The sequence below is a fragment of the Labrys okinawensis genome, from assembly GCF_002982075.1.
GTDB lineage: Bacteria > Pseudomonadota > Alphaproteobacteria > Rhizobiales > Labraceae > Labrys > Labrys okinawensis_A.
This window is the reverse complement of the sequence record NZ_PUEJ01000001.1, coordinates 776,169-795,705: the sequence shown is the minus strand read 5'-3', so window position 1 is coordinate 795,705 and position 19,537 is coordinate 776,169. Positions and strand designations below refer to the sequence as shown.

At 59.3% G+C, this 19,537-nt stretch carries 18 protein-coding genes; 6 read left to right on the top strand and 12 right to left on the bottom strand.

Annotation, left to right across the window (positions count from 1 at the left end; all coding sequences use genetic code 11):
• Positions 1-560 precede the first annotated feature (560 nt).
• From C5L14_RS03580 to C5L14_RS03570, 4 genes are all read left to right on the top strand, one after another.
• Complete coding sequence (locus C5L14_RS03580) at positions 561-1,241, top strand: outer membrane protein (RefSeq protein WP_245443215.1); 681 nt, start codon at positions 561-563, stop codon at positions 1,239-1,241.
• Positions 1,242-1,476: 235 nt separating this feature from the next.
• Positions 1,477-1,842, top strand: a complete 366-nt coding sequence (locus C5L14_RS29905) for a hypothetical protein (protein WP_146126824.1) — start codon at positions 1,477-1,479, stop codon at positions 1,840-1,842.
• A 536-nt stretch (positions 1,843-2,378) separates the two neighbouring features.
• Positions 2,379-3,443 (top strand): capsular biosynthesis protein, encoded by a 1,065-nt coding sequence (locus C5L14_RS03575; protein ID WP_181161005.1) that lies wholly within the window; start codon positions 2,379-2,381, stop codon positions 3,441-3,443.
• A 201-nt stretch (positions 3,444-3,644) separates the two neighbouring features.
• Complete coding sequence (locus C5L14_RS03570) at positions 3,645-4,790, top strand: AI-2E family transporter (RefSeq protein WP_105860614.1); 1,146 nt, start codon at positions 3,645-3,647, stop codon at positions 4,788-4,790.
• Between the two features lie 1,053 nt (positions 4,791-5,843).
• Here the strand turns inward: C5L14_RS03570 and C5L14_RS03565 are convergent.
• The 11 genes from C5L14_RS03565 to C5L14_RS03515 all read right to left on the bottom strand — a co-directional run bounded on the left by C5L14_RS03565 (position 5,844) and on the right by C5L14_RS03515 (position 16,926).
• Positions 5,844-6,863, bottom strand: coding sequence for a phosphotransferase family protein (locus tag C5L14_RS03565; protein WP_105860691.1), 1,020 nt, complete (start codon positions 6,861-6,863; stop codon positions 5,844-5,846).
• Complete coding sequence (locus tag C5L14_RS03560) at positions 6,860-8,074, bottom strand: acyl-CoA dehydrogenase family protein (protein WP_105860613.1); 1,215 nt, start codon at positions 8,072-8,074, stop codon at positions 6,860-6,862. Before C5L14_RS03560 ends, C5L14_RS03565 begins: the two co-directional genes overlap by 4 nt.
• Positions 8,075-8,085: 11 nt before the next feature.
• The gene (locus C5L14_RS03555) at positions 8,086-8,883 is read right to left on the bottom strand and encodes an SDR family NAD(P)-dependent oxidoreductase (RefSeq protein WP_105860612.1); all 798 of its coding nucleotides are present in this window, start codon (positions 8,881-8,883) and stop codon (positions 8,086-8,088) included.
• A gap of 72 nt (positions 8,884-8,955) precedes the next feature.
• Complete coding sequence (locus tag C5L14_RS03550; RefSeq protein WP_210203199.1) at positions 8,956-10,257, bottom strand: MFS transporter; 1,302 nt, start codon at positions 10,255-10,257, stop codon at positions 8,956-8,958.
• A 134-nt stretch (positions 10,258-10,391) separates the two neighbouring features.
• Positions 10,392-11,294: an MBL fold metallo-hydrolase gene (locus C5L14_RS03545; RefSeq protein WP_105860610.1), complete on the bottom strand. Its 903-nt coding sequence runs from the start codon at positions 11,292-11,294 to the stop codon at positions 10,392-10,394.
• A 29-nt stretch (positions 11,295-11,323) separates the two neighbouring features.
• Positions 11,324-11,758: a lipocalin-like domain-containing protein gene (locus C5L14_RS03540; protein ID WP_181161004.1), complete on the bottom strand. Its 435-nt coding sequence runs from the start codon at positions 11,756-11,758 to the stop codon at positions 11,324-11,326.
• Positions 11,759-11,807: 49 nt separating this feature from the next.
• The gene (locus C5L14_RS03535) at positions 11,808-12,980 is read right to left on the bottom strand and encodes an iron-containing alcohol dehydrogenase (protein ID WP_105860608.1); all 1,173 of its coding nucleotides are present in this window, start codon (positions 12,978-12,980) and stop codon (positions 11,808-11,810) included.
• Positions 12,977-13,759, bottom strand: a complete 783-nt coding sequence (locus C5L14_RS03530) for a citryl-CoA lyase (RefSeq protein ID WP_105860607.1) — start codon at positions 13,757-13,759, stop codon at positions 12,977-12,979. Before C5L14_RS03530 ends, C5L14_RS03535 begins: the two co-directional genes overlap by 4 nt.
• 5 nt (positions 13,760-13,764) lie before the next feature.
• The gene (locus C5L14_RS03525; protein WP_105860606.1) at positions 13,765-14,487 is read right to left on the bottom strand and encodes an SDR family oxidoreductase; all 723 of its coding nucleotides are present in this window, start codon (positions 14,485-14,487) and stop codon (positions 13,765-13,767) included.
• Entirely contained in the window at positions 14,484-16,016 is a 1,533-nt protein-coding gene (locus tag C5L14_RS03520; RefSeq protein ID WP_105860605.1) for a class I adenylate-forming enzyme family protein, read from the bottom strand. The genes C5L14_RS03525 and C5L14_RS03520 overlap by 4 nt, the downstream gene beginning before the upstream one ends.
• Entirely contained in the window at positions 16,003-16,926 is a 924-nt protein-coding gene (locus C5L14_RS03515; protein ID WP_210203198.1) for an SDR family NAD(P)-dependent oxidoreductase, read from the bottom strand. The genes C5L14_RS03520 and C5L14_RS03515 overlap by 14 nt, the downstream gene beginning before the upstream one ends.
• Between C5L14_RS03515 and C5L14_RS03510 the strand changes: the two genes are divergently transcribed.
• Positions 16,909-17,961 (top strand): LacI family DNA-binding transcriptional regulator, encoded by a 1,053-nt coding sequence (locus tag C5L14_RS03510; RefSeq protein WP_210203197.1) that lies wholly within the window; start codon positions 16,909-16,911, stop codon positions 17,959-17,961. The two genes, C5L14_RS03515 and C5L14_RS03510, sit on opposite strands and share 18 nt — an antisense overlap.
• Positions 17,962-17,981: 20 nt before the next feature.
• Here the strand turns inward: C5L14_RS03510 and C5L14_RS03505 are convergent, their stop codons facing one another.
• Complete coding sequence (locus tag C5L14_RS03505; protein ID WP_105860602.1) at positions 17,982-18,239, bottom strand: alpha/beta fold hydrolase; 258 nt, start codon at positions 18,237-18,239, stop codon at positions 17,982-17,984.
• Positions 18,240-18,434: 195 nt separating this feature from the next.
• Here C5L14_RS03505 and C5L14_RS03500 point away from each other — a divergent pair, with 195 nt between their 5' ends.
• The gene (locus C5L14_RS03500; protein WP_146126823.1) at positions 18,435-19,514 is read left to right on the top strand and encodes an SMP-30/gluconolactonase/LRE family protein; all 1,080 of its coding nucleotides are present in this window, start codon (positions 18,435-18,437) and stop codon (positions 19,512-19,514) included.
• The last annotated feature ends 23 nt before the right edge of the window (positions 19,515-19,537 follow it).

Genomic DNA, 19,537 nt, shown 5'->3' with positions numbered 1-19,537 from the left:
ACCGCCATTCTGCTGACGGCTCAGAATGGTTTTGGCCGTGGGACCCGCATTCGGCAGGCTGGAACAAGCCGCAAGGCCGGCGGTGATCAGGAGAATGATTGGAATACGCAGCACTTCGACATCACTCACTTTTCAACGGCAGCGCTTTTCTTCCGATCAGCCCTTCATGGCCCAAGTGTGATCGAGTGTGATCGAGAATCTGGTGCGAATAGGATCGGGCGTAGCCTTCTGGAATTCGGGCAAGATATACACCATATAAAAAACAGAGCAATCCGATTTTAATCTCTCATTGGACAGAGAAGGCTCATATTTTACCTAAATGTTTATGCGAGATAATAAACAATATTTATAAGAAAATGTGTTTTTTACCTATTTTATCATATTGTTCCGGCAGCCTGTGGGTGATAGCAATACGCAGTTCTTTTGCCTTAAAAGATGGGCATTGGGATTCTTGGTTAGTGTTGCAGTGTTTCGTTACATCCTGGTCTGAAGTGCTTCTAAGCCCGTAACGGCCGATGCATCGGGATGAAAGTAAGAAAAACGGAGTAATGAAGATGAGAATGTCTGCGGCGGTGACCGCTCTTATACTTACATCGACAGCTGCTTTCGGTGCCGACTTGGCTCCGTCCTCTGTCGAACCAGTGCCACCGGCCGCTTTGCCGTTTTCTTGGACCGGGTTTTATGCCGGTGCGAATATTGGCTATGCCTTCGGTGGAGACGATCGTGTCGGGGTCCATTATCCCAACTATATCGGGGATATCGGCAAGGCGAGTGGCAAGGGCATCCTCGGAGGTCTGCAGGCTGGCTACAACTATCAGCTCGACAATATTGTGATCGGCCTGGAGGCCGACATCCAAGGATCTCAAATCAAGGACAGCGTTACCGGCTCGGTAGCGGGGATCCCAGGCAAGGGGCAGTCTGACGTCAAGTGGTATGGCACGCTCCGCCCGCGTATCGGGTACGCCTTTGATCGCTTCCTGATCTACGCTACGGGTGGTTTGGCTTATGGCAACATTGACTATAAGTTGAATTACGACGGAGTCTCGATCAAGGACAGCAGCACCAAGCTTGGCTGGACCGCAGGGGCTGGCGTCGAATATGCCTTCACCGATAACCTGAGTGGCCGCCTCGAATATCAGTATGTCGATTTCGGCGGATATAGGGTTGGTAACGCCAACTTGAGCACGAAAGCAACGCCTGATTTTCATGCGGTTCGTGTCGGCCTGAACTATAAGTTCTGACTTCGGATTATCTTAGGAAATAACGGGAGCAAAGCTCCCGTTATTTTTTATTACTTGTTTGTAATATTGAATTAAGATTATTTCTATTATTGTTTCGGCTGTGTGAATCAATTCTGTCGCATGTTTGTATGCAGGGACGTCTGGAGTTCCAGGTATGGGAAGAGCGGAAGGCCGAGAAAGAGGAAAGCTCCGTCGCGCAGTCGGCGACCCTGCCCTCCGCCTACGATGTAACGGTGTGGAACTCGAGCCTGTTTCCGTCGAAGGAACCATTCACACCTTTGTTGTGCCGCCCCGGATCAAGGAGGTGCAAATAACATCTCGATCGGGGCTTGTCGCATCCGAGAAGGGGAAAAGAGCTTCTCGTTTTGGGATCGCGATCGGCCGTATCGTGGTGCGCACAGCTCGAATGATACGTGAGGTGCCGCTTGACCATCCCTTGCTTGGCCGTGGCTTCCATCCGTGTGAGCGCGACGGCAACCGGCAATGGCGTTGGTCAAACGGTGTTGCCAACGTGCCGCTGTTTCCGTTGACGATCGATGATCTTACGCCCGTGCAGCTGGAGATCCATCTGCATGCAAAGCTCTCATCCTATGATGTATAATTGAATACGGCACCGAAGGTTTGAAGATGATTCAGCCGATATGCGAAATTGGGCTCATGAGTTCTGATTGCAGGAGCCTAGCGCTGACCCGGCTGCAGCTGTTATGAGCTTGCCGCATCGATTGAAGGAGACTAACATGCTGCGATATATTACCAAGAAATATTGCTGTAAGAAGCTTTTGAGGAGTAATATAGGTATCCTATTTTATAAATATGTTTAGTTTATATTTATAGGCAGTGATCATGAAATATTCTATCTTCTACAAAAGGTAATATTGTAAATTTAGAAATAAATATGCTTTTGTGCCTTGATGTTCGTTCGCCGGTCTTCAGATGAATCGCTCGACATTTAGCGTGCTCCTACAAGGACCGGTTGGCCCATTCTTTTCGGAATTGGGGCAATTTTTTCTGGCTCGCGGAGAACGAGTCATAAAGATCAACTTCAATTTCGGGGATCGCTTATATTCCCGGCCGATACCCTCCATAACATTCTCGGGCGGACTAGCGACCTGGAAGACTTGGTTTCTGCAATTTCTCGTGGGGCAGAAGCCGGACAGAGTAATTTTATTTGGCGATCAGCGCCCTTATCACCAGATTGCCGTCGCGTTGTGCCGAGAGTTAAATGTACCCGTCTGGTGCCTTGAAGAGGGATATATCCGGCCTGACTATGTGACGGTCGAACCCTACGGAAATAACGCCGCCTCGCAGCTGCCGCGAAAATTGTCTGCCTACAGCTCGGTTGAAACGGTACCTTCGAGCCATACAGCCATTCCACCTGAGGGCTTCAAGCCGATGGCCTGGTGGGCCTTCAAATATTACATAGCAATGTCAATCGGCAGTTTTGTCTTCAACCAGTATGAGCACCATAGAGATCGCTCACTGTCGAGGGAGGCGTTGTTGTGGAGCCGGAATGCTATTTATAAGTATATGTATCGTCTGAAAAATGCGCGGCGCGTTATTGATTTAGTGGAGCACATGGATCGACGCTACTTCCTGGTCGCGCTGCAGGTCCATGACGATCTGCAGTTGCGTGTCCATGGCAGGGGATGGACGATGGAGCGGGTGATTGAGGCCACAATACGCTCCTTTGCCGAGAATGCTCCGCCGGACACCTGTCTCGCCTTCAAAGCGCATCCCCTCGATCGTGGGCATAAATCCTATCATCATTTCGTTGCCGAGTTTGCGCGGTTGGCAGGAGTGGCAACGCGTGTTTCCCTGATTGACGACGGGTCAACCGGCCTATTGGTCCGTCATGCTCGAGGGCTGATTACGGTCAACAGTACCACCGGGATATTGGCACTTCAGCGTAATTGCCCGGTGTTCGTGCTCGGGAATGCCCACTATGCACTCGATGGACTGGTCTCCTCCGGTGACGAAGACAAGCTGAATCAGTTCTGGAAGGTTCAATCCATACCGAACCCCAAATTGAGAGATGCATTTATCCAGAAGATGATCTCTGATACGCAAGTCAACGGCTCATATTATATCAAAGAGTTTTTTGATTTAACAATTCAGAATGTCGCTGATCGAATTGATAATAATATCACTGCTTTGCCACAGAAAATAAAGCGGCGAGCATCGAGTATCAGCGAGAGAGGATAATCGTGGGGTTTGTGGACGGCTTGCGAGGTTTCGAGGCCACGCCACAACCTCTGTCGAATTGCAGCACAGTACTCCTCTCGGTTCTCCCAGACGGGCGCATGGAACGCGTGGTGGCAATGCAATCTGCCATGAATCTCGAGGATGATATTTTTTGATGCGTGCAATGGCTTCCATTGCAAATGCACTTCCCATGAACAGAGAATGGATGTGTCGAAGAACAGTGTTTCCAAAGAAATAGATCATGCATCACCGCAGACGAGGTGTAGTTCGGGAGAGCTTGCTGCAGCATCTCCTCATCCTCTGATATCCCCGGCGATCCTGGCACGCGGACTGCTCCTTCTTGTGCTGGCAGCCGCGATTTATTTTTTTCACGGATTCTTGGTTCCAGTTCTCGCGGCTCTGGTGATCGCCTTTGCAAGCTGGCCCATTTATCGCAAGCTACGCGCTGCACTGGGAGGGCGAGATACACTTTCCGCGGCTTTTGCGATAATCCTCATTCTGGCGTTTCTGATCGTGCCGATTGTTTTGGCCGGGAGTTACGCGTCGAACGAAATCAGGGACAGTTATGCTTGGTTGATGCAAATCAACAGAGATGGCGCAGCAGCGCCTGTCCAGCTGCGGACCGTTCCATTCGCCGGCGCTTGGATTGAAGAGCAATGGAACCGCTATCTCGGCCATCCCGGCGGCATTGGTGAGGTTGTTCAGCTTTTGAGCGGGGACAACATTGGCAATGTTTATCGAGGTGTATTGGCGGCAGGTGCTGGCATATTCGGATTTGCCCTCAATATCCTCTTCATGATGATTGCGCTCCTATTCCTCTATCGTGATGGAGATCGGCTGGTAGCGAAGGTCGAAACAATTGGTCATCACCTTTTCCCTCAGCGATGGAAGAGGGTCTCGCGCGTTATTCCAGCAACTATAGCATCAACGGTTACAGGAATGACCTTGATCGCCTTCGGTGAAGGTATCGTCCTGGGGGTGGCTTATTGGTTCGCGGGGGCGCCGTCACCTGCCACTTTGGGTGTCATCACCGGCATCATGGCCCTGATACCAGGCGGCGCGCCTCTATGTTTTACCTTGGTATCAATCTACCTGACGGTGAGTGGCTCACCCGTTGCTGGCGTGGCTCTTCTGTCTTGGGGGTCTATCGAGTTGTTCGTGGTGGACAAGACCATTCGTCCCAAGCTGGTAGGAGGACCGATAGAATTGCCTTTCCTCCCTACGTTCTTCGGCCTGGTCGGGGGCATTAAAACAATGGGATTCCTGGGGTTATTCCTTGGGCCCGTACTAATGGCGCTCCTGTTCGCTATCTGGCGGGAATGGACATCTTCTATGGAGCGGTCGTGACGCTAATGTCTCGAGCCCGGATATCATTCCGCTTTCGATTATCACATGGGATCATGGCGCCGCACGGGTTCATGAGCGCAGCTCATTGCTTCGCTAAAATGTTTATTTTTTAGAAATGCGTAAACAAAAATTATCCGAAATGCCGAATTGAAAATCGTCATTCAATATATGAAATAATATGTGTATACTGAGAAATTTCTATTAAAATTTTTATTTTATACTTAAATCTCGGTAATATTATATTGTATTTATAATCTTAATTGGCGAGCAAATACCACAATGTTGGGGTTATGCGATGGATGTCGGCTTGGGCTCAAGGCAATTGCTGTTTCTCAGGGCGCTCGCCCTGATGGAGCAGGGGCACTATCCGGGCAGATATTTCTGCGTATCGGCGATACTTCGGCGTGCTTACAAGCTCGCGCCGGATTTGTACGAACGAGCACCGCGCAGTCGAGAGGAAGAGGCGGGAAATCGACTCTCGCGCGGCCATGAAATGCCACCCGATGACGGCATGACGAGAAATACGTCACACCGGTCGCGAGTCGGACGCAAGAATGAGCGCCAGGTGCCGCAGGAACTGGAAGCGAGCCTTAACCCTTCTCGCCTCCTGGCGTCATTGCATCGTAGGGGACTGGTTGCGAGACGCGTCATTCGCGGGGGCGGCAGTGCGGCCTTGACGCCGGCCGGTCTTGCAGTCCTGGACCGAAGAAACGCCAAGCAACGGGCAGTGACGATCGTGTCCCACGACGCGGTGTAGTTTGAGGCCTCGCGGCCCGAACCGGTATGTTTCGTCAGCTTGCGAGAGGATCATCGATCGAAAGAACGATGGTTTCCGGCCTCGTGCAGTGGGCCCGTTGGACGCTCCCTTCATCATTTGCGGCGTCTGCGCCCAGCGGGGTGGAAGCTGGGTAATCGAGGGGCAGCAACGCTTGTCTTGCTGCCGGCGTGGGCGGGGACATTGCGTATGACGTGTCCGGCGCCGCGCCGCCGGGATGCGTCATACCTCGGGGGCAGGATCCGGTTTCTCGGGCTCGGCCAAATCGCACTACCGTCCTACCCTCGGTCGAGCACGTCGACTGCACGCCGGGCGAAGCGGGCAGAGAGCTGGCCGGTTCGCGCGGCGTCCCCATCGGACGCATTGCCGGCCCTGGCGCGAGCGGCGATGCCTTCGAAGATCACGGCGAAACGGAATAGGGCGAAGGCCATGTGAAAGCTGGTCATGCGCAGACCATGTCCGACGGAAGCATAATAATCGGCTTCGTATGCCGCCTGTTCAGGCAGGCCTTCCGCCGCGAGATCGAGACCGAGCATGCCGCCATATTCTTCCGGCTCAGAATGCCAGGCGATGCAGCTATGGGCAAGATCGGCCAGGGGATGACCGAGCGTCGACAATTCCCAATCCAATACTCCGACGATCCTCGGCTCGTCGGGATGGAACAGCACATTGCCGATCCGATAGTCGCCATGCGCGATGGCCGTTGTATCGCTGGCCGGGATATGATCGGGCAGCCAGTCGATCAGGCGCTTGATGTTGTCGTCCTCATGCGTTTGCGACAATTCCCATTGCTTGGTCCAGCGCGCGATCTGGCGGACGAAATAATTGCCGATTTTGCCGTAATCGCCGAGTCCGGCGGCAGCCGGATCAATGTTGTGCAACTTGGCCAGCGTCTCGGCGAGAGAGCGATACATCGGACGGCGCTGCTCGCGTGCCACGGAGGGGAGGGCCGTATTGTGGAATACCTGTCCCTCCAGGCGCCGCATCACATAGAAGGGAGTGCCGATTATCTCGCGCTCGTCGCAGTAACAGACCATGTCCGGCACGGGGACGGATGTTTTTGCCAAAGCGCGCATCACCCGGTATTCGCGATCGATGGCATGGGCGGAGGGCAGCAACTCGCCGGAAGGCTGCTTTCTGACCACCAGCCGCTGGTTGTCATAGGTTACAAAGAAGGTCGGATTGGATTGGCCGCCCGATATCCGTTCTATTCTGATGGATCCGGAAGCATCCGGAAGTGCCGTTCGCAGGAACGCATCCAGTCGGGCGGGATCGAAATCGCAGTCTCGTTCGCTCATGACGCCAACTCCGCCACCGGCCATTGCCAAAAGTTGCGCCCTTCCGTCTCCAGCCAGCGGTTGAGCACCATGCGGTGCACTTCGTCCGCTCCATCGACCAAGCGCGCTTGCCTGGCATAGCGGTAGATCCATTCGAGCAAGGTGTCCTTGGAATAGCCGCGCGCTCCGTTGATCTGAATGGCGATATCGGCTGCCTGGTGGAGCGTATTGGCGACTTGAACCTTCGCCATGGAAACCTCTTTGCGGGCAAAGCCGCCTTGGTCGAGTTCCCAGGCTGCCTTCATGACGAGGAGCCGCCCTATTTCAATGTTCATCGCCAAAGCGCCCAACATGAGCTGGACGCTCTCGCGATCCGCCAGCCTGATGCCGAAGCCCTGCCGCTCGGCGGCGTATTCGCGCGCGATTGCGACACATCGCTCCGCCAGCCCCAGCCAGCGCATGCAATGGGTCAGGCGCGCCACGCCGAGGCGGATCTGAGCGACCTTCAGCCCTTGCCCTTCGCCAAGCAGGATATTTTCGGCTGGAATCTCCAGCCCTTCGAAGGTGAGCTCGCAGTGGCCGCCATGTTCCTCCGGCCCCATGATCGGGATACGGCGCGCAATGTTCCAGCCCGGCTGATCCCTATGAAACATGAAGGCCGTCAGCCCGTGGCGCTCGTCATCCGAAGTGCGGGCCATCAAGATGAAATGGCTGGCTTCCTCACCGCCGGTGATGAACCATTTATGCCCATGTACGACATAGGTATCGCCGCGTCTTTCGGCCGTGGTTCGGATCATGGTCGGATCGGATCCGCCGCCGGGATGTGGTTCCGTCATGGCGAAGGCGGAACGCACTTCGCCGCGTACGATCGGCTTTAGCCATTTTTCGCGCTGCGCCGGGGTGCCGACAGCCTCCAGCACCATCATATTGCCGTCATCTGGGGCGGCGGAGTTGAACACGACCGGTCCGAAGATCGAGTAGTTCATCGCTTCGTAACAGACCGCCATGCCGACGCGGCTGAGACCGGCGCCGCCGTTCTCGGGCTTGAGCTGCAGACACCACAACCCTTCGGCCATGGCGCGGGCACGCAGGGTGGCAAGCAGACCGAGATCGATATTCTCATGGCGATCATAGGAGGCGGGATCGGCCTCCAGAGGGATCAGCTCGCGTGCCACGAAGGCATCGATGCGCCGACGATAATCTTCGACGATCGGCGAAATGTGAAAATCCATACCTCGCGCTCCTACAGGGATGAAACCAGATGGCCGCCGTCGACCGCCAGTGCCGCGCCGGTGATGTAGGAGCCGGCGTCCGAGCACAGAAGAAGCAAGGGCCCGTCAAGCTCCTCGAGCCGACCGAGACGGCGTTGGGGTATCCTGCGCACCAGGGCCTGACCGGCCTCGCTCGCAAAGAAGCCGTGATTGAGATCGGTCTCGACATAGCCGGGGCATAGTGCGTTCACGCGGATGCCGAAACGGGCGAATTCGAGCGCCAGAGCCTTGCTCATCTGGATGAGCGCTGCCTTGGAGGCCGTGTAGGCGACGAGTTGGCCGGCGACCCGTTGCCCAAGAATGGAAGCGATGTTGACGATGGCGCCGGCGCGACCCTGTCCCTTCATCGCATGCGCGGCCGCCTGACTCATCAGGAAAGCGCCTTTGAGATTGGTATCGAGGACCTGGTCCCATTCCTGTTCCGTGACGTCCAATGCCGGCTTGGTTACCGTCACGCCGGCATTGTTGACGAGAATATCGAGGCCGCCGGCCGCCGATATGTCGCGGAAAGCCTGCTCTACAGACGCAGGGTCGGCGACATCCACCTGCACCACACCCACATCCGCGCCAAGAGCGGCAATTTCCTCCCGAACCTCCTCCAATTTTTCAAGCCGGCGCGCGCCAATGATAACCTTGGCCCCGGCCCGAGCCAGAACGGCTGCAAAATGCCGCCCCAGCCCGGAAGAGGCGCCGGTCACAACCGCCGTGCGCCCGGATAGGCCGAAGTCCACAAGACGCCCGTCCGAAGACGCAGAATCGTGAGAAGACATGGCAGATAACCTTCAGAAGGTGGGAGCTTTTTCCCGAAAATGTCTGTCGACGCCGCCCCGGCGGAACACCACCTATTCGGTGGCTTCGCCAGCGCCTACGGCCGCGATCGATGCCGGTCCCGGGTCCGGCTGGTGCTCTCTGGCGGAGGTCATGGCCGCGCACACCAAACTCAGCAGGGCGATCGCGGCCATGTAGGCGGCGACGTACCAGGGTGTGCCATTGCCTGCTGCCAGAAGCCGTGAAGCGATCAGCGGCGTGAACCCGCCGACCACCGCCGAGAGCTGCGCAGCCATCGACAGGCCCGTATAGCGTACGCCAGGTTCAAACAACTCGCTGAAGAATGTCGCCTGTACCGAGAACATCAGCACTGCGCCGAAGGTAAGGACGACCACGATCGCAAGTATGATCAGTGCGGTTGATTTCGTCTCCAACAACATGAAGAACGGAAAGGCGGCCAGCATCAGGAACCCGGCCCCGCAAAGATAGAGGACCCGGTGGCCAACGCGATCGGAAAGCCAGCCGAATATCGGGCAGGCGATAAAACCGAGACCGGAGGCGAGTATCATGCCCGTTAGTGGAACCGAGCGATCGACCATGAGGCTGGAAGTCAGATATCCCAGGGCGAAGGTATTGATGATGTTGGCGGAAACATTTTCAGCCACACGAGAGCCGATCGCGAGGACGAGATTGCGCGGATGCTGCCGGACAAGCGAGAACAACGGCACCTTGGGTCTGTCCGCGCGCTCCTGGCTGCGCTTGAATTCAGGCGTTTCCTCGATCTGGAGCCGGATGAACAGGCCGATCACCAGCATGATCGCGCTGATGAGGAAGGGGATACGCCAGCCCCAGCTCAGGAGCTCCTCTTGCGGCAGCAGGGTCACAAGGGCGAACACGGCCGTTGCCAGCAGGATGCCGCCGGAGGCCGCCGACTGTGGGACGCTGCCCCAGAAGCCGCGCTTTTCCATCGGCGCATGCTCGATCGTCATCAGGGCGGCGCCACCATATTCACCGCCCACGCCGAATCCCTGCAGGAGACGCAGCACGACCAGCATCACCGGCGCCCAGAAGCCCGCCGTCTCATACACCGGTAGGAGGCCGATCAGGAAGGTACCCAGGCCGACGATGATCAGTGTCGCGAGAAGGCTGGCCTTGCGTCCGATCTTGTCGCCGATATGGCCGAAAACGATTCCTCCGAGGGGCCGGGCCAGAAAGCCGACGCCGAAGGTCGCGAAGGAGGCGGTCATCGCCGTCAGTGGGTCGGTGCTTGGAAAGAAGAGCCTGCCAAACACGAGGGCTGAGGCGGTACCGAAAACATAGAAATCATACCATTCCATTACCGCGCCGGCAAAGCTCGCTGCGGCGATCTTGCGCATGGAAGATTTTGGCATAGACGTTTCCCTGATATTGGAAGTTATATTTTCATTTTACTTCTGCATTCCAGTTTATATTTGTAGAATTATTCAAAGTCCGCCGGCCAAGTCGTGGCGCGCGTCTTGACTAAGCATCGTCACATTCGATCGAATAGAATGCTGAATTCGTCGCCCCGGGCCTTGATGTGGCCGCCATAGGGAGGGGCGAAGTGGGCGGGCATCACGATGATGTCCTGCTCGGCGCAGTGCTCGAGTATCTCCCGACGCGTTTCCACCGCCTTCTCCGGATCCGCGCAGACGAAGGTGCGCCAACGCCAGAGTGGTACCTGCAGGGGATGATGCATCACGTCGCCGCACAGGCAGGCACGCTGGCCGCGGGAGTTCACGTCGAGCCGCATCTGGCCCGGCGAGTGGCCCGGCGCCGGCCGCAGCATCAGGCCAGGACCGAGTTCCTCGATGCCCTCCACCGTGAGCACCTGGCCAGCCTCGATCACCGGCAACACGCTGTCGAACCAGGCCTGGCGGTTCACTTCCGCCACGTCCTTGTCCTCAATTGCCGCGGCCTTCTCGAAATAGGCGAGATCGGCACGCGACATCACATATTTCGCGTTCGGGAAGGTGGGCACCCAGCGCCCGTTCTCCAGGCGTGTGTTCCAGCCGACATGGTCCACGTGCAGATGGGTGCACATCACCATGTCGACCTCCTCGGGCTCGACACCCGCTGCTCGAAGTCGGTCGAGATAGTCAGTGTTCAGCTGATCGAACACACCCCAGCTCGGTCTATTCTTGTGGTTGCCGACGCAGGTGTCGATCAGGATGGTGCGCCCGTTCTGGCGCACGACCCAGCTGTGGATGCTGATGGTCAGGAAGCCGGTCGACGGGTCGTGGCAGCCGGGCGGCAGCGCTTTCAGGACTGGCGCCAGTTCCTCCTCATTGTAGTCGGCATACCAGTTCTTGGGATGAAAGAGGGGAGTGCAACTCTCCTCGATCCGCGTCAGACGGACATCGCCGATCATGCGGTCATTGTATCTGCCGGTCATAGTTCGCCTCCTTGGAAGTCTTCGAGTCTCTAGCCAACGCGTTCCCAGGTCAGGCTGACATCGTTCTCGATCGGCATCAGCGCCATGCGGTCCTCGGCGAGGAATTTGAAACGGCGCACGAAATCGCCGGTCGCGCCCGGGCTGATGTTGCCGTGGCGATGATGGGTGACGGTCCCCTTGCCGGCGTCGACGCTGAAGGTGCCGAAATAGGCGGTGTAACCGAGTATGGCGTCATGGGCCTCCTCGGCTGTCGGCACATGCCGGTCGACGAAAGGTCGGCGCGGCCGGCTCGGTGCGATCTGCACGGCCATGTTGCCCTTGCCGTCGTAGAACAGCAGTCCGGTCGGCTTGTCGCCGCGATCGGGCTGTAGCGGGCTGTTGTAGATCGAGAGGAGCCGCCAGGTCCCGACGAAACGTCGGGCGGCCGCGTGGTTGGATTGGACGTTTGGGGTCTCGTCGGTCATAGCGAACCTCCTGATGCGGGCGCGGTGCAACGCTGCGCCAGTGCGTGCCTCACCACGCCAGTTCGAGGATTTCCTGCACGTCGGCGGTGGTCTCGACCGGGCGTGGATTGTTGCGAAGGCCCGGATCATGGAAGCTTTTGGCCGCGATGAGAGCGAGATCGTCCCTGATGATGCCGACGTCGCGCAGCCGGGTCGGCAGCTCGATGGCGGCGACCAGGCGCCTTATCGCTTCCGCCGCCGGGATATCGTCCGCTCCGAGCGCGGCGCTGACGAGAGCCTGCCTCTCGGCGTTGACGCCGGCATTCCAGGTCATCACGGCGGGAAGCAGCAGACAGGAGGTCAGGCCATGCGGGATGCCGGCGTGGGCACCCAATACATGGCCGAGCGCATGGCTGGCGCCAACCCTTACGCCCGTGCCGGCGCCGGCCTGTGACAGCCAGCCGGCCATCTGGGACTGCTGGCGCGCTTCGAGGTCGCGCGGGTCCTTGTGAATCCTGGGCAGATAGGCGCTGAGCATTTGGAGCGCCTGCCGGCACACCGCGTCGTTGAAGGGATGTGAGGTCAGGGCGGCCAGGCGCTCAGCCGCATGGTCGACGGCGCGGATGCCGCTCGCCAGAAAATCCGTGGCACCCATGCCGAGCGTCAGGGCAGGGTCCATGATGACGGTCTGCGCCATCATCATGGGATGGCCCACGACATATTTCAGGCCCTTGGCCGTGTCGGTCACGCCGGCGAACCAGGTGAATTCCGCCGCCGACAGCGTCATCGGCAGGGCCGTCATGCGGATCCAGCCCCCGGCGCTCGACGGGCGGCGGCTCGGATCGACACCCGCGGTCGGATATTTGTTGAGCAGCCCTTCGGGCGCATCGATCCCTTCGTGCACGCATAGGGCGATAAGCTTGGCGGCATCGATCACGGAACCGCCGCCCAGGGCGACGAGATGATCGGCCCCGAGCTTACGGGCGAGATCCGCCGCCTTCAGAACACCCTCCAACGGCGTGTGTGGAGCGAGCCCGGAAAAGGTGCCGGCGAGGCGATTGCCGATCGCAGTTTCCAGGCGCGCGAGATCGGGGGTGCCGACCGCCTGCGGTGCTGTCAGCAGCAGGACTTTCTCATGGCCTCCAGCCTCGAGTTCGGCGGCCAGCAGGGTATCGAAGGGTGAGCCATGCAGAACCCGCTCCATGGCAAACTGACGGTAGAATCCCGACGAGATGCTCATCATTTGCCCCCGGTTCCGTTGCGTGGGTCCTGCTCCAGCACCAGCTCCCACAAATTCGCGGCAATGGGCGTTTCCGTTTCCTCGCGCAGATGCGCGATCAGGCCCGCCGCTCGCCCGACCAGGATCAGGCCTCGGCCAAAGACCGAGTCGAAGCCCATGTCACTGATCATGGCTCCGAGGGCGCCGGCAGCGTTCAAGGGCAGCCGTTTGCCGAGAGTTTCCTCCAACGCCTTGGGGATTGCCAGCGCAAGCCGCCAGTGCTTGCCGAAATAGCCGTTGTCACGAGAAATCCGTCTCAGGATTTCGACCCTGGGATCGCCGCCGACATGAATGGGATGGCCGACGCCTGGAATGGTGGATCGCGCCTGCCTTTGCCGTTGCACCAATTGCCGCGCGGTTTCAGCTATATCCGTCTCGCTCGCCTCGGGCGGCAGGTCGCGCGCGGAGGAGGTCAAGAGTTCCGAGACGTTCTGAATGGTCCCGAGGAAACGGCCGCCGGCGCCGAGCAGTCCGGCAGCGACCGCGCCCTGCACGCTCTCAGGTGCGCCGAGCAGGGTCAGGCGCGAGGCAATGGCGCTCGGGGTGAGGCCATGGTCGGTGGCCGCCACCAGAATGGCATTGACCATCGCTCTCTCGCGTTCTTCGGGGCGACGCGCGAAGTTCAGCCAATAGATCATGTCGACGAAGTCGAACTTGCCGAGAATCTCGGTGGAAAGGTCTGCGCCACGGACGACGATCTGGTCTGCCGTCGTGTAGCCGATTTCTGTCTTGACGCCGTCCATTTCGATTACCCCCCGAGTCCGACGGTGATGCCACCACAGACCATCAGTGTCTGGCCGGTGATGAAGCCGCTGCGCTCGTCCATCAGGAAGCTCACGGCGTTGGCGATGTCCTCGCTGGTGCCGAGCCGCTTGACAGGAATCGTCGCCAGGATCTTGCGGGTGTGTTCGCTGAAGGGTGGATTGGCGACATTGAAGGCATCCGTCGCGATCGGGCCCGGCGCCACCGCGTTGACGGTGATGCCGTCCCCGGCGAGTTCGAGCGCCCACGTCCGCGTCATGGAGATGACCGCGCCCTTGCTGGCCGAATAGGCTGAGCGCAATTCCTTACCGAAAGCGGCCCGGCTCGAGATGTTGACGATGCGGCCATAGTGGGCCTTGCGCATCGCCGGCAACAAAGCCTGCGCGCATTGCAGGGCCGAACGGGCATTGACCGCCATCTGATAGTCGAAGTCGGACAATGTGGTCGCATCAATCGAAGCGGGCTTCACCAGCCCGACATTGTTGACGAGGCCGAGGGGAGCATCGTCCTGGATGGAAGCCAAGGCGTCGGCGAGTGCATCGGTATCGGACATGTCGACCTGGATGAAACGTCCATTGGGTTCGGGCGGGGCGTTCCGGTCGAAATTGATGATTTCCCAACCATGCGCTGCCAGATCCTTGGCGATAGCGAGCCCGATCCCGGAGGAGGCTCCGGTCACCAGGACTTTCTGTCTGGCTCCGGTGCTCATGCGGCAGCCTCCCCGAGGCGGCGATCGATCTCGCGCCGCACCTCCGCCTTGGAAACCTTGGCATTGGCTGTGCGAGGCAGTTCGTCGAAGAAATGCACGCCCTTGGGTGTCTTCACCCCATCGAGAATGCCGCGCACGAAGGCGATGAGTTCGCGCTCGCTCAGCGTGGAGCCGGCGCGCAGCTGCACCGCCCCGTGCACTGCTTCGCCCCAGTGGGAATCGGGGATGCCGACGACCGCACAGTCGATGACGTCGGGGTGTTGGCCGATCGCGGTCTCGACATCGGCGGGATAGACGTTAAACCCGCCCGTGATGATGACATCGCGGATGCGGTCGACCAGGCGCAGATAGCCGCGCTCGTCGAGATAGCCGCCATCGCCGGTGCGCAGCCAGCCCTTGGTGAAGGCTTCAGCCGTCTTCTCCGGCTGGTTCCAATAGCCGGTCATGACAAGATCGCCACGAACGCAGATCTCGCCCCATTCGCCGGGCGCAACCTCGTTTCCCTGGGAATCCAGGATGGCAACGCTGGTCAGGATGGTGGGCCGTCCGACGGTCGGCCGGTTTTCCGGCTTCATGGCCTCGGCGGCCGTCAGGAAGGCGATGATCGCGGGGGATTCGGTCTGGCCGTAGGCGGTTTCAAGCACCGGACCGAAGACCTGCTGGGCTTCGGCGACCTTGTCTTCCCGCATGGGGGCGGCACCATAGATCAGATGACGCAAGGCGCTCCAGTCGCGACCGCGTACCGTCGGCTCTTCCAGGATGCTGTAGATCAATGTCGGGGGCAGAAATGTCGCCGTGATGCGGTCCCGCTCGAGAATGCGCACGAGATCGGGCGGCCGATTTGCTTCCGGCAGGACGATGGTGCCGCCTTGGGCGAGGATGGGGAACAGGAAGGCGGAGGTGCCATGCGAGATGGAGGCGGTCGCCAGGAAGCGTTCATCCTCCTGGAGACGCATGGCGTGAATGAAGGAAACGATTCCAGCGTTCCAGCCGCGATATGACTGCATGACGCCTTTCGGGGCGCCGGTGGTGCCGCCGGTAAACTTGATCGCCTGCGTCTCGGCGAGCGGGTGGTAGATCGGCTTCGGCTTCTTCCCGGCGTAGGCTTGGAGCTCGTCGGTCAGGCGCCGCAGCTTCGGATCGGGTTCCTGTCCCGGTGCGCCCAGTACGATCTCGAGGCCCTCGGTGGGAGGCACCAGGCCGACATAGGAAGCGTCCGCTACAATCAGTGAAGGTGTCACGAAACGGACCGCTCGCGCGATCTCGGCCTGGGCCGAGCGGGTATTCAGCGGTACCCAGATGCGGCCCGACAGAAGGATGCCCAGCAGGGTGACGACGTGGGCGAAATTGTTGGCTGCGAGTATGCCGACGCGGCCGCGCTCGTCGGGCACCAGGTCCTGGATGAATGCCGCGCAGGCCTCTGACTTCGCGATCAATTCGGCGTAGGTCAGCGTGCCTTCGGGCCCTTCCAGGGCCACTTTGTCCGGGAAGCGTTGAGCGGAGCGCAGAACGTAATCAATGGGGCGCATGATCGTTTTCCTCTGCTTGAACGGGGAGTGTGATTCCAGCCGCCAGGCCACCGTCGACCAGGAGTTCGGTGGCGTTGACGTAGGAGGATTGGTCGCTGATCAGGAAGGCGACGGCCTCGGCGATTTCCCAGGCGCTTGCCATCCGGCCGAAGGGAAGAGGCCTTCTTGCGCGTTCGGGGCGAGCGGCGCTTGCGGCCAGGCCCATCGGGGTGTCGACAAAGCCGGCAACCACGCAATTGGCGCGGATGGAGCGCTCGTGCCCACTCATCGCGACCGCCCGGCATAAGGCGCCGATGCCGGCTTTCGAGGCCTCATAGGCGGGATTTCGTGCCAGAGGCAGATGGGCGCATAAGGACGAGATGAAGACGATGGCCGATCCTGGCTTCATCGTTTCAAGGCCAGCCTGGGCGCAAAGCATGTGGCCGCGGAGGTTGACATTCAAAATGGCGTCCCACGACTGCGGCGTGATGTCTTCGAGCCGCCGCCTGTCGCTGATGCCGACATTGAGCACCAGGCCATCGATCGGTCCCTCGGCGTCGAATTCATTGAAGCACCGGCGCACCGCGTCTGAATCGGCGATGTCGAGTTTCACCATATCGGCGATGCCGCCTTCCGACCGTATGGCGTCGACCGAGAATCGGGCCGCCGCCTCGCTGCGGTCGGCCACCATCAGATGGGCGCCGCGCCGTGCCAGCGTTAGAGAGATCGCCCTGCCGTTGCTGGCCGGCTCGGGCCGGCCCAGCTGGCCGCCGCCGATGACAACGATCTTCCGACCATCCAGATTTCCAGGAGTCGTTTCGATCATCGCAGGTGCTTGCCTCTGAAAACGTTTCCACATTTTGTGCAACATATACCTGTTGCTTTCCATATGCAACAGGTGTAATTTTTTCACATGAAAAGCATGAAACAAAAAATTTCCGTCCGAGACGTTGCAGAAGCGGCAGGCGTGTCGATTGCCACGGTGTCGCGAGCGCTCAACGACAGCGGCTATGTCAGCGATGAGGTTCGCCGCCGGATCGAGGAGGCAGTCAGGTTGACGGGCTACATCCCCAACTATAGTGCGCGTCAATTGCGCACAGGGCGCAGCCGCACGATCGGCCTGATGGTATCCAACATGGCCAATCCACTATTGGCCGAGCTGTTTGCTGCGCTGGAGTTCCATCTTTACGCAAACGGATATTCGCTGCTGGTGGCCAGTACATATGACGTCCCCGCGCGCGAAGCCGAGCTCTTGGCCATGTTCGAAATGCGCCGGGTCGAAGCCATCGTGGTAACACCGAGCCGCGAGAATTTCGGCGAGGATGAAAATCCTTATGCGCGCTGCAAGCTGCCGCTCCTGGTTTTTGATCGGGACATCGATTTCCCGGCCGATTTCGTGCTGCAGGATCATCGCGCCGCATTGCGCCAGGCGACGCGCTATCTCGCCAGCCTGGGCCATCGGCGTATTGCGCTGTTTGGCCCCTCGCTGGCCATTCGCGGCGGCCGTGAAAGGCTGGAGGGATACAAAGAAGGCCTGAAGTCGGCGGGTTTGCCGTTCGATGAGGATCTGATCTGTATGCTGCGTTCGGCCACCGATCAGCCTGTCGCCCAGATGGAGGCGATGCTGGCTTTGAAGCAACCTCCGACGGCGATGATCTGCCTGGGTACGCCGATATTGCCGGCGGCCATGAATACGGCGCGGCAGGCGGGACGTCGCATTCCCGACGATCTTTCGGTGATCGGCATCGGCACGGAGCGCGGCTTTGCCTTGATGCATCCCCCTATGACGGCCGTGCGTTTTAATCTTGATCAAGTCGCACGCGCCGCCACCGAACTGATCCTGCGCCGCTTGGAGGAGCCCGCAGCAGAGCGCCTGACGCGCATCGTCGGCTTCGATCTGGTGCTGGGCGAAACGTGCAGCCCGCCGGTCGCAGAAAATGCGCCGGCCATGGCCTTAAAGACGTGAAAGCCATGCCGGCTGGCGTTTCAGCATCTCTCAGCAAAAGCCGCGAGCTCGCGATTGAAACGTTCCGGTTCCTCCCAGAAGGGCGCATGACCGCTTTCGGCGTACCAGGAGAGTTGGGCGTGGGCGCTATGCCGTGCCGTAATCTCGGCGGCAGCGGGCAGGATGATGGAGCGCCCCGTCCCGAGTCCGCTTTCGGACACGGCAAGCCGGGTACCGTCGGTCGACGTTACGGAATAGGTCCTCGCCGCCAACAGAGCCTCCAGGCTTTGTTCCGGCATTCCCGCAATCGCCGCGCGCCGATCCGGCGCGCCTTTATATCAAGGCCCGGATGGATCCGGCCTGGCAAGGAAGCTCGCCTCTCGCCGCCCATGCGACCTTGAGCCGCCCTGGCGTGAGAAGCGCACCAATTTCTCCGTCTCGTTCCCCAACCCGCCCCGGCATCGTGGGCGCACCATTTTAGGGAGTGTGCGATAATGAAACTGGCCAGTGCGTTTCACCGTCGGATCGAACAGCCAAGAATTACAGAATGTGTTGGCACGGGCCGGGCCGGGGTGGTCAGCCGTTCCGGTATCAGTGCATTTTGCAGCAGCCTTTTCCTGGCCACGGCGCTGTTGGCCGGGGGGAGCGTTGCGGCCAGGGCGACGGAACCTGCAACTGCCACGCAAGATCCCGCGCAAGCCCTGGCGGCAGTCACATCGAAAGTGGTCGGCCAGGCCAGTGAGCTCTCTCTTTGGGAGAATATCGCGCTCGGGCCGGACGGAGCATTCTATATCTCCGATCACAACCATCGCCGCATCCTTCGCTACGCGGATGTGGAAGGACTGAAAATCTTTGCAGAGCTGCCGGCCTATCCGCTCGGATTGATCTTCGACTCAGATGGGACTCTCTATGTCGGTGCCATCGGCCGCAACGCGCTGACGCCGGTGAACGGCCCCGACGCCAACACGATCTACCGCATTCGCCCTGAAGGCAAACCGGAACTCTTCAAGGAAGCCAAGGATGCGAGGCTCCTGAACGGTTGGGTGCGACTGGCGCCGGGGCGCCTTCTGATCGCCGATTCAATCGGCGGTACTATCTGGCAGCTCGACACCAAAAGCGGTGAGCTGACGAAGTTCGCCTCCGATCCCCTGCTCGACACGCCGGACCCCACGATTGTCACGCCGGCGGCCAACGGGCTGAAGATCCACGACGGTTATCTTTATATCTCCAACACGGCGCGCAAGACGATCTATCGAGCGCGCCTCGACCCGGCCGGGAAACTTGGCCCCATCGAAGCCTATCAGGAGAATGCCAGGGCCGACGACATCGCCTTCTCGCCGAAAGGCAATCTCTTCTATACCACCCATCAGAAGAGCCTGTACGTGATCCTCGACGGCAAATCAGTGGAATTCTCGCATGACCCGGCCATCCGGGGCAGCACTGCGCTGATCTGGGGCGAGAAAGACAAGGGCCCTTATGTCGTGTCCGATGGCGGCATGTTCGCCTCCATCAAGTATAATGGCGGGCCACCCGACAAGGCGGGTCTGACCGAAATCATCGGCTCGCCGTACTGATTTGCCGGCCGGGCGATGCCCGG